General features: G+C 70.9%; 11 protein-coding genes. 6 read left to right on the forward strand and 5 right to left on the reverse strand.

Annotated elements, in window-relative coordinates; translation table 11 throughout:
* Positions 1 to 63 precede the first annotated feature (63 nt).
* The 4 genes from ACIHFD_RS20980 to ACIHFD_RS20995 form a co-directional block, all read right to left on the reverse strand.
* Complete coding sequence (locus tag ACIHFD_RS20980; protein ID WP_397368333.1) at positions 64 to 1545, reverse strand: sugar ABC transporter ATP-binding protein; 1482 nt, start codon at positions 1543 to 1545, stop codon at positions 64 to 66.
* Between the two features lie 403 nt (positions 1546 to 1948).
* Positions 1949 to 2353: a DUF5360 family protein gene (locus ACIHFD_RS20985; protein WP_397368334.1), complete on the reverse strand. Its 405-nt coding sequence runs from the start codon at positions 2351 to 2353 to the stop codon at positions 1949 to 1951.
* The gene (locus ACIHFD_RS20990) at positions 2337 to 2888 is read right to left on the reverse strand and encodes a TetR/AcrR family transcriptional regulator (RefSeq protein ID WP_397368335.1); all 552 of its coding nucleotides are present in this window, start codon (positions 2886 to 2888) and stop codon (positions 2337 to 2339) included. Before ACIHFD_RS20990 ends, ACIHFD_RS20985 begins: the two co-directional genes overlap by 17 nt.
* Before the next feature lie 782 nt (positions 2889 to 3670).
* Entirely contained in the window at positions 3671 to 4471 is an 801-nt protein-coding gene (locus tag ACIHFD_RS20995; RefSeq protein WP_350740321.1) for a DeoR/GlpR family DNA-binding transcription regulator, read from the reverse strand.
* Positions 4472 to 4633: 162 nt separating this feature from the next.
* On the opposite strand from ACIHFD_RS20995, the gene ACIHFD_RS21000 reads away from it, so the two are divergent.
* From ACIHFD_RS21000 to ACIHFD_RS21025, 6 genes are all read left to right on the forward strand, one after another.
* Positions 4634 to 7165 (forward strand): PA14 domain-containing protein, encoded by a 2532-nt coding sequence (locus tag ACIHFD_RS21000; protein ID WP_397368336.1) that lies wholly within the window; start codon positions 4634 to 4636, stop codon positions 7163 to 7165.
* Between the two features lie 255 nt (positions 7166 to 7420).
* Positions 7421 to 8497: an ABC transporter substrate-binding protein gene (locus ACIHFD_RS21005; protein WP_397368337.1), complete on the forward strand. Its 1077-nt coding sequence runs from the start codon at positions 7421 to 7423 to the stop codon at positions 8495 to 8497.
* Position 8498: 1 nt separating this feature from the next.
* A complete protein-coding gene (locus ACIHFD_RS21010) occupies positions 8499 to 10211 on the forward strand; it encodes a sugar ABC transporter ATP-binding protein (protein ID WP_397368338.1) in 1713 nt (570 codons plus the stop codon).
* Entirely contained in the window at positions 10204 to 11163 is a 960-nt protein-coding gene (locus tag ACIHFD_RS21015; protein ID WP_185074262.1) for an ABC transporter permease, read from the forward strand. Before ACIHFD_RS21010 ends, ACIHFD_RS21015 begins: the two co-directional genes overlap by 8 nt.
* Positions 11160 to 12113: an ABC transporter permease gene (locus ACIHFD_RS21020; RefSeq protein WP_350740333.1), complete on the forward strand. Its 954-nt coding sequence runs from the start codon at positions 11160 to 11162 to the stop codon at positions 12111 to 12113. Before ACIHFD_RS21015 ends, ACIHFD_RS21020 begins: the two co-directional genes overlap by 4 nt.
* Before the next feature lie 86 nt (positions 12114 to 12199).
* Positions 12200 to 14689 (forward strand): protein kinase, encoded by a 2490-nt coding sequence (locus ACIHFD_RS21025; protein WP_397368339.1) that lies wholly within the window; start codon positions 12200 to 12202, stop codon positions 14687 to 14689.
* Here the strand turns inward: ACIHFD_RS21025 and ACIHFD_RS21030 are convergent.
* Positions 14686 to 15600, reverse strand: a complete 915-nt coding sequence (locus tag ACIHFD_RS21030) for a pirin family protein (RefSeq protein ID WP_397368340.1) — start codon at positions 15598 to 15600, stop codon at positions 14686 to 14688. The genes ACIHFD_RS21025 and ACIHFD_RS21030 overlap by 4 nt on opposite strands.
* Positions 15601 to 15617 lie beyond the last annotated feature (17 nt).

The raw sequence follows: 15617 nt of genomic DNA on the forward strand, positions 1-15617 counted from the left end.
CGCCTCCCGCCACGTGGATGCCTGGCCCTCCCGCCCTGGCCCGCTGCTGCTCCCGACCTGGGGCTAGTCCTTGGCCAGGGCCGCCAGCAGCCGGTCCTCCGTGACCTCGGGCCCGACCAGCTGATCGGTGATCGCCCCGTCGCGCAGGACGACCACGCTGTCGCAGTTCTCCACCAGTTCGCTCACGTCCGACGAGATCAGCAGGATCGCCAGCCCGTCCACCGCCAGCTCGTCCAGCAGCGCCTGCATGTCCACCTTCGTCGCCACGTCCACGCCCCGGGTCGGCTCGTCCAGCAGCAGCACCTTCGGGTGCATGGCCAGCCACCGCGCCAGCAGCACCTTCTGCTGGTTCCCGCCCGACAGCTCCCCGGCGGGCTGCCGGGGGGAGACGGCCTTGATCCCGAGCCGCTTCATGAACGTCGCCACGATGCTGTCCACCCGCGCGTCCGACACGATCCCCGCCCGCGACAGCCGGGGCAGGGCCGCCAGCGCGATGTTGTCGCGCACCGACAGCGTGGGCACGATGCCCTCGGTCTTCCGGTTCTCCGGCACGAGGCCGACGCCGGCGCGGATGGCGTTCCTGATCGACCACTTGCGGGAACGCGCCCCCGCCACCGTCACCTGGCCCGCGTCCACCGGCAGCACGCCCGCGATGGCCCGGGCCGTCTCGCTGCGCCCCGCGCCGAGCAGCCCGCCCAGGCCGACCACCTCGCCGGCCCGCATCGCGAGCGACACCCCGTCCAGTACGTGATGGCGGGTCAGACCCTTGGCCTCGAGCACCGGCAGGTCGGCGGACTCGGCCGGCTCGCCGGTGTGCAGGGCGGGCTCCACGGGGTGGAACGGCCGTCCCAGCATGAGCGAGACCAGTCGTAACCGGTCGAGCCCCGCCAGCGGTCCCGTGTGCACGACCCGCCCCTCGCGCAGCACCGTGACCCGGTCGCAGATCTCGTACAGCTCCTCCAGCCGGTGCGTGACGTACACGACAGACCGGCCCTCCTCGCGCAGCCGCCGCACGGCCCCGAACAGCGTCTCCAGCTCGCCGTGCGCCAGCGCCGACGTGGGCTCGTCCATGATGACCACCCGCGCGTCCGCCGAGGCGGCCCTGGCCAGCGCGACGAGCTGGCGCGCGCCCTCGCCCAGCGCGCCGAGCGGCCGGCGCACGTCCACCTCCAGCCCGTACGTGGCCAGCACCCGCTCGGCCTGCGCGTGCACGGCCGCGGAGTCGATCAACCCGAGCCGTCCCCTGGGCTCCCTCCCCAGGAGGAGGTTACGGGCGACGCTCATGGTCGGTACGAGGTTCGTCTCCTGGTGGACGGTGGCGATCCCGGCCCGCTTGGCGTCGGCCGGGCTGGCGAACCTGACCGGCTCACCCGTGAGGCGCAGCTCGCCCGCGTCCGGCTGGTGGACCCCGGAGAGCACCTTCACCAGGGTCGACTTGCCCGCCCCGTTGCCGCCGATCAGCGCATGCACCTCGCCGGGGCGTACGGACAGGGTGACGTGGTCGAGGGCGGTGACACCCTGGAACGTCTTGAGAACGCCTGCCACCTGTAGCACGGTTGCCTCCGCCTCGATCGTGGTCGAGGAAGGAAACATTACAGTAACGGCCTTGTCACATTCGATCAGAAACGAGCGCAACCCGTCACACCCACTCCGTCGCCAACCGTCCATCCCCGGGCCCCGGAGTCAAGGGTGTCGAGCCCCGACGGCCGAGCCCCGACGGCCGAACCCCGTCGGCACAGCGCACGTCATCCACTGCCACCACCCACCCCGGGCCGACGGGCTCGCTCCTTCGGCAGCATGCGGACAATCCTTGGCAAGGCGTCCCCTTGGCCACCGGCAGCCCCAGCCGCGCCCCCAACCCGGGCTCTGGCGTGTTATCGGTCGGGCAGGCAGGCCAATCAACCCGGCCACCTGCTCGGCGAACGCCGGCACCCACGTGCGGCTATCCCTATGAGGCGGTGAAGCTTGGTCGGGACCGCGTGAGACAGAGGATCGCGGGGACCGGGAAGAGCATGAGGTAGAGGTTCGGCAGCCACCAGACCAGCGAGAAGTCGCCGCGCAATGTCCAGAACGCGATCGCCATCAAGCCGGAGGCCATGGTCAGCACGAGCGAGACCAGCATCAGCCCCGGCCCGGACGGCGAGCCTCGGCGCAGGAGGTACAGGCTGGCCAGGCCGGTGGCGCTGGCCAGCAGGTCGATCCAGAGAAACGACCAGTTCCAATCGGCCATCAGCGGGTTGGTGTAGTCGGCGAACGCCCATTCGGGCGGGATCAGCCCCAGCCCGGTGATGGTGAAGTAGATGACGAACGCCAGATCCGTGAGCAGCATCAACGCCTTAGTGACGCGTAGCACGGTCGATTTCCTCCATCAGGTAGCGCCTGGTCTGTTCGTGCAGGGCCGCGTCCGGTTCGCCGAGTCCGAGAAGCCTGGCCGCCCACCAACCGTCGATGGCCAGCCGTACCGCCGTCGCCGCGGCCGGGTCGATGCCGTCGTCGGACAATCTGGCCTGCCAGGCGGCGAACCGCTCTCTCAGCGGCGCAAGCCCTGCCGGATCCACGAGCACCGCGGCCAGCAACGCGGCGGTCACCCGGTCGGCCGGAGCGTTGGCCGCCGTGTGGTGTTCGGGGATCGTCGCGTTCAGGTAAGCGCGCAGAAAGTCGCCCGGCTCGGTACCGGTCTCGGCCAGTGCTTGGTCGAAAACCTTGGTCAGGCGGTCGACCATGGCGGCGACCAATGCCTGCTTGGTGGGGAAGTGGTAGAACAAGCCGCCCTTGGACACGCCTGCCCGCCGTGCCACCGCTTCCAGAGTCAGGGCCTCGGCCCCCTCGGACAGCAACACCTCGGCCGCGGCGTCGAGCAGTCGTTCTTTCGAGCTGGGTCGCGGCATGGAGGAAACTATACCGGCTGACCGGTACAGTTTCCAGGCGGGCGCCGTGCTCGATTACCTTGCCCGCCCCTGTACTCGGCTGCCTTGCTCATGCCCCTGTGCTCGGTTGCCTCGTCGGCAGGCTGTCCTGCCGCCGTTGCTCGGCGCCTTACACGCCCGTCTCCCGCGCCTGCCCGCCTGCGCCCGTCTCCCGCGCCTGCCCGCCTGCGCTCGCCTCCCGCGCCCGCCTCGTCGCCTGCGCCTCCGCTTGCGCCCGCCCGGGTCGCCGGCCGTTCGTTGGCGCTGGTTCGTTCGCGCCCGCCCGCAGCGTCGCCTGGGCCCTTCCCGCATGTCCGCCTGCTCGTGCACGCCCGCTTGTCCCCGTGTCGGCCGTGGTTGTCTGCCCGGCTATGCCTTCCCGTGCGTGACCGCCTGCCTTTGGCTGCCATGCCCGTGCGTGCTGCCTGCCCCCAGCTCACGTCGGCTCGTCCGCGTCCGCCCGCCTGGGCCACCTGCCATCGGCCAGCGCCCGTTCGCCAGCCTGCGTAAACCGCCTCCGGCTCGCGTCTGTTCGCCAGCCTCTGCGTCAACCGCCCCTGGCTCGCGCCTGTTCAGCTGTGTCCGGCCGCGTTTGCCCGCCCGTTCTCGCGCGCCGCCTGCGCCCGTGTTGGGCGCGGCCGTTCGCCGGGCCATGGTCGCCGCGCCTGCTCCGTGCCGATCCTCCGCCCGCGGATGTCCCCCACCGGGGGCCGGGGCAGTGTACGGGCGATGTCGGGGCGCTCGGCCGGTTGGCCGGAAGGGAGTCAGAACTGGGCGATGTGGAGGCGGACGCCGCGGGCGCTCAGGTCGTCGAGTACGTCCCGAGGTGCCGCGTCGTCCGTGACCAGGTGGTCGATCCGGTCCGGCGGCACCGTCTGGACCATCGTGTCCACGCCGATCTTGGTGTGGTCGGCCAGCACCACGACCTCCTCCGCGGCCGCCGCCAGCGCTCGGTCGACGCCCGCCACCTGCATGTTGGGTGTCGACAGGCCGCGCTCGGCCGTCAGGCCGTTGCCCGAGATGAACGCCCGGCGCACCCGCAGCCCCGCCAGCGAGTGCTCGGCGGCGCTGCCCACCAGGGCCAGGATCGAGCCGCGCAGCGTGCCGCCGGTGAGCATCACCTCCACCCGCGGCGTCCCGGCCAGCACTTGGGCGACCAGCAGGGAGCTGGTCACCACGGCCAGCTCGGAGTGCCTGGTCAGGCGGCGGGCGAACTCCTGCGTGGTGGTGCCGGGCCCGATCACGATCGCGTCGCCGTCCTCGACGAGGGCGGCGGCCAGGTCGGCGATGGCGGCCTTCTCGGCCGACTCGAGCGACACCTTGTGCGCGTATCCGGCCTCGCGCGACAGCTCGCCGGGCAGGGTGGCGCCGCCGTGGTGGCGGTTGAGCAGGCCCTCCGACTCCAGCGCGCGCAGGTCGCGGCGGACGGTGACCTCGGAGGAGTGCACGGCCTGGGCGAGCTCGCGCAGCGACACCGCGCCGTTGGCGCGCACCAGCTCCAGGATGCGCTGCCGGCGCTCAGCGGCGAACACGGGTCTGCGTCCGTCGCTCTGCGTGTCGCTCACGTCCCGATCATAGTGGAAAGGCCAAGATGAGTTCACCTCTGATCGTATGAGAACGAATTTGATCGGAAATCTTGACCGGCTCGGTCCATCGGTGCTTACTTGAGAGCGTGTCAGGGTCAAAAGCTGTCCGAACCTGATCGGCGCGTTTCGAAAGGACCCCCCGTGCGCAAGCGCCTCGCGTTCCCGCTGGCCGTACTGATGTCACTGTTATGGCAGCCGTCGCTCCCCGCCACCGCCGCAGTTCCCGACCAGGCCGCCGCCGCCCCGAACGGGCTGCGCGGTGACTACTACCTCGCCTCCGGGGCGGGGAAGTTCGACTTCGCCGAGCTGAAAGCCAGCGTCGTCGACCCCAACCTGGAGCTGACAGACCTGAATCCGACGTTCAGGCTGCTGGCCGGCAGGGATGACGACGTCTCCGTGCGGTGGACGGGTCAGATCCAGCCCAAGTACTCCGAGACGTACACCTTCTCCATCATCGGCGACAACGGCTTCCGACTCTGGGTGGACGGCAAGCCGATCATCGACCACTGGGTGGACGACTGGGACCGGGAGCAGACCGGCACCCCGATCGCCCTGGAGGCGGGCAAGAAGTACGACGTCAAGGTCGAGTACTTCGAGCACTTCGGCGGCGCGAACCTGCGGCTGCGCTGGCAGAGCCCGAGCCAGCCGAAGCAGATCGTGCCCGCGGAGGCGTTCACGCTGCCCGAGGGGTTCGCGCCGCCCGGACCGTCCGACGCCAGGGTGAACGCGGCCGGTGACGTCGCGGCGCTGACGTTCGCCAAGCCCCTCGGCGCGCTGCCGGCGGACGCCCTCAGCAAGCTGGACATCACGGTCGCAGGCACCAAGTGGCCCACAAGCTCCGTAATCCTGAAAAATCCGCAAACGGTGGAGCTGAAGCTCAAATATCCGATCCCGTCCAAGGCCGGCAGCAGCATCCGCGCCGCCTACAACGGCACCGGCGGCCTCACCTACGCCGACGGCAGCGCGGTCGAAGCCTTCCCGTACGCCTACGTCGCCAACGGCTCCGCCTACATCCTGCGGACGAAGTGGTCTGACGACGTCAACCCGGCCGGCCCGCTGCCCGAGTACCCCCGGCCCCAGCTCGTCCGGGACCGCTGGCGCAGCCTCAACGGCAAGTGGCAGTTCGCCCCCGCCAAGGCGGACGAGGCCGCGCCCGTCGGCCGCGACCTGCCCGAGCGCATCGTCGTGCCGTACCCGGTGGAGTCGCAGCTGTCCGGCATCGGCCGGCACGAGGAGCGCATGTGGTACCGCAGGACGTTCGACGTGCCCCGCTCGTGGCGCGGCGAGCGGCTGCTGCTGCACCTCGACGCGGTGGACTGGCAGTCCACGGTGTACGTGAACGGCAAGCAGGTCACCACCCACAAGGGCGGCTACGGCCGGATCACCGTGGACGTGACCGACGCGCTCAGGCGCAGCGGCCCGCAGGAGCTGATCGTCGGCGTGTACGACCCGACCGACGCCGGCACCCAGGCCATCGGCAAGCAGCGGCTCGACCCGAGTGGCATCTGGTACACCGCGAACTCCGGCATCTGGCAGACCGTCTGGATCGAGCCGGTCGCCAAGCAGCGCATCGACCGCGTCGACACCGTGCCCGACCTGCGCGGCCAGGCGCTCTACGTGACCGTCCAGGGAACCGGCGGCAACGCGACGGTCACCGCCAGGGACGGCCGCCGCGTCGTGGGCAAGGTGACCGGCCCGGTGGGCCGCGAACTCAGACTCCCGGTGCCCAACCCCAAGCTCTGGACCCCGGACAACCCGCACCTGTACGACCTGGAGGTCAAACTCAAGGATGACAAGGTCGAGTCCTACTTCGGGATGCGCTCCATCGCGGTCTCCGGCAACCGCATCCTGCTGAACGGACAGCCCGTCTTCCAGCTCGGCCCCCTCGACCAGGGCTTCTGGCCGGACGGCATCTACACCCCGCCGACCGACGAGGCGCTGCGGTACGACCTGGAGCAGACCAAGGCGCTCGGCTTCAACGCCGTCCGCAAGCACGTCAAGGTCGAGTCCGACCGCTGGTACTACCACGCCGACAAGCTCGGCCTGCTGGTCTGGCAGGACATGCCGGCGGCGTTCCGTACGGATGACAGACCCCAGTTCGAGGCCGAGCTGCGCGAACTCGTCGACCAGCACCGCAGCAGCCCGTCGATCATCATGTGGGTGCCGTTCAACGAGGGCTGGGGCCAGTACGACCAGGCGCGCATCGCCGATCTGGTCAAGAGCTGGGACCCGTCGCGCCTGGTGAACAACATGAGCGGGATCAACTGCTGCGGCGCGGTCGACGGCGGCAACGGCGACGTCAAGGACTTCCACATCTACCCCGGCCCCGGCAACCCCGGCAAGCCGTCGGGTACGCGGGCGAACGTGCTCGGCGAGTACGGCGGGCTCGGCCTGCCGCTGATCGGCCACACCTGGTCGGGCGGCGGCTGGGGCTACGCGGTCGAACCCGACCCGGAGGCCCTCACCACCCGGTACGTCGGGATGGTCAAGGAACTGGAGCGACTGCACGCCTGCGAGCAGCTCAGCGCCGCGATCTACACCCAGACCACCGACGTGGAGACCGAGCTGAACGGCCTGATGACGTACGACCGGGCGGTCACGAAGCCGGACGTGAAGCGCGTACACGACGCCAACACGGCCCTGACGAGCGCCATCAACCCAACCTGCACCTGAAAGACCCCACCTGGACCACCGCACCCGTTACACGGAGCGCCTGAAACACCGCACCTGAAACACCGTGCGTGGAAGACCGCACCTGGAAGACCGTGCGTGGGACACCGCGTCTGGGAGCCACGTGCGCAGATCCTGCTCGAACCGCGTGCGCCGTGCCCCGCCTCAACCGCGGGCGTGGACACGGCGCTCACGGGTGAACGCCGGTCGCCCGGGCCCCTGTGGCCCGGGCGCCGGGACTGATAGGAAAGGAACGCCATGACCCCCCATATCCGGACAGCCGCATTAACACTGGCCGTCCTCCTCACCGCGACCGCGTGCGCCAAGGCGGAGGCGCCGCAGAGCGCGCCCGCCGTCGCGAGCACGGCGGGGCAGCAGGTCGTGCAGTCGCCCTCCGGCTCGGCCGGGCCGACGTGCACGCTGGATCAGTTCGGCGGGACGAAGTTCGACCTCAAGACGGCCACGGTCGGGTTCTCCCAATCGGAGAAGGAGGCCAACCCCTTCCGCATCGCCGAGACCAAATCGATCAAGGACGAGGCCGCCAAACTCGGCATCGCGAATCTCAAGGTCACCAACGCCCAGTCCCAGTTCTCCAAGCAGATCACCGACGTGCAGCAGCTCATCGCCCAGGGCGTACGGCTCCTCGTCATCGCGCCCCTGAACTCCGACGGCTGGGAGCCGGTCCTCCAGCAGGCCGCCGCCAAGAAGATCCCGATCATCACGGTGGACCGGAAGATCAACGCCAAGGCCTGCAGCGACTACCTCACGTTCATCGGCTCGGACTTCTACGAGCAGGGCAAGCGCGCCGCCGACCGCATGATCGAGGCGCTTGGAGGCGAGGGCAGCAAGAGCAGGGTCGCCATCCTCCTCGGTGCCCCCGGCAACAACGTCACCACCGAGCGGACGAACGGCTTCAAGGACCGCGTCAAGGAGAAGGCGCCCGGGATCACGATCTCGTTCGAGCAGACCGGCGAGTTCGCCCGTGAGAAGGGGCAGCAGGTCACCGAGCAGCTCATCCAGTCCAACCCCGACATCAACGGCATCTACGCCGAGAACGACGAGATGGCCCTGGGCGCCGTCACCGCGCTGAAGGGCGCGGGCAAGGAGCCCGGCAACATCAAGATCGTGTCGGTGGACGGCACCCGCAGCGCCGTCCAGGGCATCGCGGACGGCTGGCTGCACGCGGTCATCGAGTCGAACCCCCGTTTCGGGCCGCTCGCCTTCGAGACCGCGCAGAAGTTCCTCGACGGGCAGCCCATCCCGGACAAGGTGGTCATCTCCGACCGGGACTACGACACGGGCAACGCCAAGGACTCCCTCGGTGAGGCGTACTGACTTGGAACCGGTTCTCGAGGCCCGGGCGGTCAGCAAACGCTTCCCCGGTGTGCTCGCTCTCGACGGTGTGTCCCTCGCCCTCCGCCCGGGCGAGGTGCACGCCCTCGTCGGCGAGAACGGCGCGGGCAAGTCCACGCTGATCAAGGTCTTCACCGGCGTGTACCGGCCGGACGGCGGCGAGCTGCGCTACCAGGGCGCTCCCGCCGTCTTCGGCACCCCCATGGAAGCGCAGCGCGCCGGGATCTCCACCATCTACCAGGAGGTCAACCTCGTCCCGATGATGAGCGTGGCCCGCAACCTGCTGCTCGGCCGCGAGCCGCGCGGCCGCTTCGGGGTGATCGACGCGGCCGCGATGCACGGGGAGGCGCAACGCGTTCTCGCTGGATACGGGGTCGCGACCGACGTCCGCCGGCCGCTGCGCACCCTCGGGGTCGGGGCCCAGCAGATGGTCGCCCTGGCCAGGGCGGTCTCGGTGGACGCGCGGGTGGTCATCATGGACGAGCCCACGTCCTCGCTGGAGCCGCGAGAGGTGGAGACGCTGTTCGGGGTGATCCGGCGGCTGCGGGACGCGGGGATCGCCGTCATGTACGTCAGTCACCGGCTGGACGAGCTGTACCGGGTGTGCGACCAGGTGACGGTGCTTCGGGACGGCCGCGTCGCCCACTCGGGGCCGCTCGCCGAGGTGGAGCGGCTGCGGCTCATCTCGCTCATGCTGGGCCGCGACCTGAACGAGGTCCGTACGGGCGGCCTCACCCGCTTCTCCCGCACCCGCCACCGCACCACCACCCTTGCATCGTCCACATCCTCCCCACCGGGTCCCACAGCACCGGCGGCCTTCGAGGGGTCTGCGGTGTCGGCGGGGGCTGTGGGTGTGCCCGGTGCCGGTGCTTCGGTGACCGGCGGTGCCTCGACTGAGCCCCCGCTCGAGTCCGATGGGTTGGGCGTCGGGGTGGGTGCGCCTGTGGTCGAGGCGCGGGGGCTCACCCGCCGTCACGTCCTCGACGGCGTGGACGTGGCCATCGCGCCCGGTGAGGTCGTCGGGCTGGGCGGACTGCTCGGCGCGGGTCGGACCGAGACCGCGAAGGCCATCGTCGGCGCGCTCCCGATCGACGGCGGCCAGGTGCTGGTGGCGGGCCGGCCCGTCCGTAGGGGGACGAAGGCGGCGATCAGGGCGGGGGTGAGCCTGCTGCCCGAGGACCGCAAAGCCGAGGGCATCATCCCGACCCTCTCGGTACGGGAGAACATCGCGCTGGCCGCCCTCCCCACTCTGGGTACGGCAGGCGTGGTGTCCGATGCGAAGATCGACCGGGTGGTCGAGATCTTCATGCGGAGGCTGAGGATCAAGGCCGCGTCGCCGCATCAGCTGGTGTCCGAGCTGTCCGGTGGCAACCAGCAGAAGGTGCTGCTCGCCCGCTGGCTGGCCGTGCGACCCAAGGTGCTGCTGCTCGACGAGCCCACCCGGGGCATCGACGTCGGCGCGAAGGCCGAGGTGCAGGCGCTGATCGACGAGCTGGCCGAAGAGGGGCTGGGCGTGCTGCTGATCTCCTCCGATCTGGAGGAGCTGGTCGAGGGCGCCGACAGGATCCTGGTGCTGCGCGAGGGCGCGGTCGTCGGGGAGCTGTCGGGCGACGAGGTCACCGAGGAGAGGATCATGGCGACGATCGCGGAGCACACGGCCGTGGGTCAGGCGGGCGAGGAGCGGGGCGATGGCTGAGCTCACCGTGCAGGGGCGCGTCGCGGTGCTCAAACCGCGCCTGTTCGCCTGGGTCCAGGACTACGGCGTGTACGCGGCGGTGCTGGCGCTGCTGCTGTTCAACGTGCTGTTCACCCCGCACTTCCTGGACGCCGCGAACTTCCGCACCCAGCTCGTCCAGGTCACCCCCATCGTGATCGTCTCCCTCGGGATGGCGCTGGTGATCGGCACCCAGGGCATCGACCTGTCGGTCGGCTCGGTGATGGCGCTCGCGGCCGCGCTGGTCGTGCTCTACCTCGGGTACGGCTGGCTGCCCGCGCTGATCGTGGCCGTGGCCGGAGGCGCCGTGGTCGGAGCGGCGGGCGGGGCGCTGGTCGCGTACGTCGGGGTGCAGCCGATCGTGGCCACCCTGGCGCTGCTGGTCGGTGTACGCGGGCTGGCGAACGTCCTGGTGCCGCAGCTCGTCGAGTTCCGCAACCCGGACCTGATCGCGCTCGGCAGCAGTTCGGTCGCCGGGATCCCGGTGATCGTGCTCATCGCGGCGGCGCTGACGGTGGTCGTGCTGTTCGTGGTGCGGCGGACCACGTTCGGGCGGCAGGTGGTGGCGATCGGCGGCAACCGGTCGGCCAGCGAGCTGTCCGGGCTGCCGGTCAAACGCGTGCTCCTGACCGTCTACGTGATCTCGGGGCTGCTGGCGGCGCTGGCCGGGGTACTGGCCACGGCCCGGCTGCAGGCCAGCGACCCGACCTCGCTCGGGCTCTTCATCGAGCTGTCGGCGATCACGGCGGTCGTGGTCGGCGGCACCCCGCTGACCGGCGGCCGCATCAGGGTGCTGAGCACGGTCATGGGCGCGCTGCTCATGCAGCTGCTGTCGGCCACGCTGATCAAGCACAACCTGCCGCAGTCGTGGACCCAGATGGTCCAGGCGGTCATCATCCTGGCCGCCGTCTACGCCACCCGGGAGCGCCGATGAACCGTGAACAGGTGAGCCGCATCCTCCAGCAGCACGGCGCCATGATGGTGCTCGGCCTGCTGGTGATCGTGGGCAGCCTGGCGTTCGACTCGTTCGCCACGCCGGAGAACGCGGCCAGCGTCGTTGTGTCCTCGTCCTTCCTGGCGATCATCGCGATCGGGATGACGTTCGTCATCATCAGCGGCGGGATCGACCTGTCGGTGGGGTCGCTGTTCGTGCTCGGCGGCGTGCTGGCCGCGTACGGGTCGCAGTACGGGCTGATCGTGGCGCTGCTGCTGCCCCTGGCCGTGTGCGGGGTGGTCGGCCTGCTCCAGGGCCTGGTCATCGCGCGTACGGGGATGGCGCCGTTCATCGTGACCCTGGCGGGGCTGCTCGGCGTGCGCGGGCTGATGCTCGCGATCTCGAACGAGGGCGCCACCACCTATCTCGTGAAAAATCGGGCCTTCGCCACCCTCGGCCAGGGCGAGCTTCTCGGCCTGTCGTACCCCGTCTACATCACGATCATCCTGGCCCTGCTGGCGATGGTCCTGCTGCAACGCACCGGCTTCGGCCAGAACGTCTACGCCATCGGCGGCAACGAGCAGGCGGCGGCCTTCATGGGCGTCCCGGTCGTGCGCACGAAGGTCTACGTGTACGTGATGTCCGCCCTCCTCGCGGGCCTGGCGGGGGCGTTGAACGCCGCCCGGCTCTCCTCCGGGGTGACGATCCTCGGCATCGGCCTCGAACTGGACGCCATCGCGGCCGTCGTGATCGGCGGCACGTTGCTGACCGGGGGAGCGGGCGGCATCACCGGGACCGTGGCCGGCGTGCTGCTGCTCGGCGTCATCCAGAGCCTGATCAACCAGGTCGGGAGCCTGACGTCGGCGTTCCAGCAGGTGGTCAGCGGGATGTTCCTGGCGCTGGTCGTGGTGGCGCAGCGGCTGCTGAGCAAGGCGCAGCGGCTGACGTAGGCGAGCCGCTCTGCCGCCACGCGGACGGGAGGAAGGCTCACGATTGATGTAAGCCGTTTGCAAGATCCGGCGCTCATAATGCGCGCATGCCGCCGATAACTGAACTCAGAGCAGGAGATCCCTCCGGTCTCGGAGGCTACGAGATCCGGGGACGGCTGGGAGAAGGCGTTCAGGGTGTCGTCTATCTGGGCGTCGACGAGCAGGGGAGGCGGGCGGCCGTCAAATGGCTGCGGCCTGAGCTGGCGGGTGACGGGGCGGCGGCGGAGCGGTTCGCCAGGGAGGTGGCGGCGGCGCGGCGGGTGGCGCCGTTCTGCACCGCGAAGGTGCTGGACAGCGGCGTGCACGAGGGCCGCCCGTACATCGTCAGCGAGTACGTGGACGGCCTGGCGCTGGAGCGCGCGGTGCGCGAGGAGGGGCCGCGCACCGGGCCCGCGCTGCACCGGCTGGCCATCGGCACCGCCACCGCCCTCGCCGCGATCCACCAGGCGGGCATCGTGCACCGCGACTTCAGCCCCGGCAACGTGCTGCTGGGCAGCGAGGGGCCCAGGGTGATCGGGTTCGGGATCGCCAGGGCGCTCGACGTGACCTCCGGCGACACGACCGTGCCCGTCGGCGATTCGGCGTTCCTGGCGCCCGAGCAACTTCTGGGGGATCCCGCCGGGCCGGCGGCCGACATGTTCGCCTGGGCGTGCACCATCGTCTTCGCAGCCTCCGGCGCGGGGCCGTTCGCGGGCGGCACCATGCCCGCGACCGTGCAGCGCGTCCTCAACGCCGAGCCGGATCTGGGGCGGCTGACGGGGACGTTGCGCGAACTGGTCGCGGCCTGCCTGTCCAAGGATCCCGGGCGGCGGCCGACTGCCGAGCAGGTGATCCACCGCCTCCTGGAGCACCCGACCTCGAACCCGGACGCCCTCCACCAGGCCGCCGCCGCCTTCGGCGCCACCCCTCCGACGGGTGGCGAGCCTTCGGCCGGGGACGGGCCGCCGGTGGGTGGTGCGGCTTCGCCGGGTGGCGCCGCTCCGGTGGGTGGCGGTTCTCCAGCGGGTGGCGCGACCCCGCCGGGTGGCGCCGCTCCGGTGGGTGGGTGGTCCCAGGCGGGCGGGGCGCCTTCGACGAGTGGCGAGGTGCCGGGTGGTGGTGCGGGCTCGGTGGGAAGCGGGGGTTCGGGGGGTGGAGGGTCTGCGTGGCGGGCGCCGGGCGGTGATCGGGCCGGTGGGTCTGGGCCGCAGGCGTGGGCCGGGCAGGCGCCGTACCCCCAGGCGCAGTACCCCCAGGCGCCGTACCCCCAGCAGCCGTATCCCCAGCAGCCCTACCCTCAGCCGCCGTATCCCCCGCCGACCCCGCCGCCGCCCCCGGGGCAGTATCGGCCGTTGGGTGGGGATCAGCCGCCGCCTCCCGGCGCCCGGCCGGGGTTCGAGCCGCCCGCCCCCTTCCAGCAGCCGGGCACCCCACCCAGAGGCATCCCGTACGGTGGCCCGCCCCCGCCCCCGTCCGGCGGCAACCGGAGGAACTGGCTGATCGGCGGAGCCATCGCGGGCGTGGCGCTGGTGGCGGCGATCGCCATCGTCGTGGTGACCGTCATCAACCTGCCGCCCAAGCCGCAGGCGCTCCCCACCCCCGTTCCGAACACCACCACCGCGTCCCCGAGCCCCACCGTGTCCCCGGTCCCGACCGCGAACCTCACCCCGGTCCGGCTCCCCGGCACCGACGCCACCGTGTACGAGAGCCCGGACGACCCGGTCAGGCTGACGACGTACATGGTCAAGGACACCAAGACCAAGGACTGGGTCTACTACGCCCGCGACTCCCTGACGGGAGGTTTCACGAAATATCAGGACCAGTGGGAGAGCATGCTCTCCCCGGACGGCCGCTACCTCGCCCAGCGCGGCAAGAACTTCATCGACCACTACGACACCGTGGAGATCACCGACAAGACGACGGGCGAGCGGTTCTCGGTCAAGACCTCGCGGCAGCCGCTCAGCGCGTACATCCAGGCCTGGTCCCGCGACAGCACCCGCGTGCTGCTCAACGTCGGCAACCCCGTCAAGGACACCTGGCAGTCGACCGGCTTCGCCATCGTGGACGTGACCACCAGGAAGGCCACGGTCGCCTCCCTCAGGGAGAGCTCGCTGAAGGACATCAGGTACGGCTTCGACGACACCGACACCGGCGTGGTCGCCATGTCGATCGACGCCGAGCAGCAGGCCCTGCGCTTCTTCGACGCGAGCGGCCTGCGCGTCCGCCGCATCCCGAACGTCGGTGCCGGCGTCGCCGACGAGCTGTTCTCGCCGTCGGGCAGGCGGTTCGTCACCGACTGCCCGGGTCTGGAGAGCGGCAACAACTGCGTGTACGACAGCCGCACCGGCGCCGAGGTGAAGCGGATCGAGTCGGCCTGCGGCGGCCTGGCCGCCTGGTTCGACGACGATCACCTGCTCTGCTGGGTGCGCCCGGACGGCGGCTCCGACAAGCAGCAGGTCCAGGTGATCGACTTCACCGGGAAGATGGTGCGCCTGCTGGCCGAGGTGCCGACCAGGGGCGACGACATCGAGGTCGTCTACACGTTCAGGAAGGGCTAGCGCACCCGCCCGCGCGGCTTCAGCCGGATGGCGGGCAGGACGGGCGCGGGGAGCGGCGCCCCGTCGAACCCCTCGACGGCGCCGAACCCCTCGCCCTCCATCCAGTCCTCGCGGAACGCGGCGATCTCGTCGTGGGAGCGGCCGACGAAGTTCCACCACATGACGATCTCCTCGCCGAAGGGCTCGCCGCCGATCAGCAGGACCCGGCCGCGCCCCGACAGCCGCAGCGCGGAGCGCCCCGGCGGCAGGTACACCAGCGCCCCCGGCTCCAGCTGCTCGACCGCGCCGTCGAGCAACAGCACACCGTGCTCGAACCCGGGCGAGAGCGGCACCTCGCACGTGCCGTCCACCGCGATCTCGGCCCCCACCAGCGGGCTGAACGCGGTGGCCGGCGATTCGACCCCGCCGAGCGACCCCATGGCGACGATCGCCTCGAAACCGGGCCCCGCGAGCACGGGCAGCGCCGGATGGTGTTCGAACGCGGGCCCGGTGTGCCGGTGCTCGCCGGGCAGCGCCACCCACAGCTGCACCCCGTGCAGCACCGTCTCCGGCGACTCCTCCGAATGGGAGATGCCCCGGCCGGCGGTCATCAGGTTGAGCTGGCCGGGGCGGATCTCCTGAAGGCTGCCGAGGCTGTCGCGGTGCAGCACCTCGCCCTCGACCAGCCAGCTCACCGTCTGCAGCCCGGTGTGCGGGTGCGGCGGCACCCGCATCGTGGCGCGCTGGGGCCCGTAGGCGTCCACGAAACACCATGCGCCGATCATGCGCCGGTGCACGCCCGGCAGCGTCCTGCTCACCATCATCGCGCGTGGCCCGCCCAGCGGCACCTCGCGCCCCACCAGCACCTCGCCGTCCGCGCCCGCCTCGGCGCCGCAGCGGATCTCCTGCGGGTCAAGCTCCAGGTTGCTCACGCCATGACTGTACGGGG

This window comes from Nonomuraea sp. NPDC051941 (assembly GCF_044593615.1).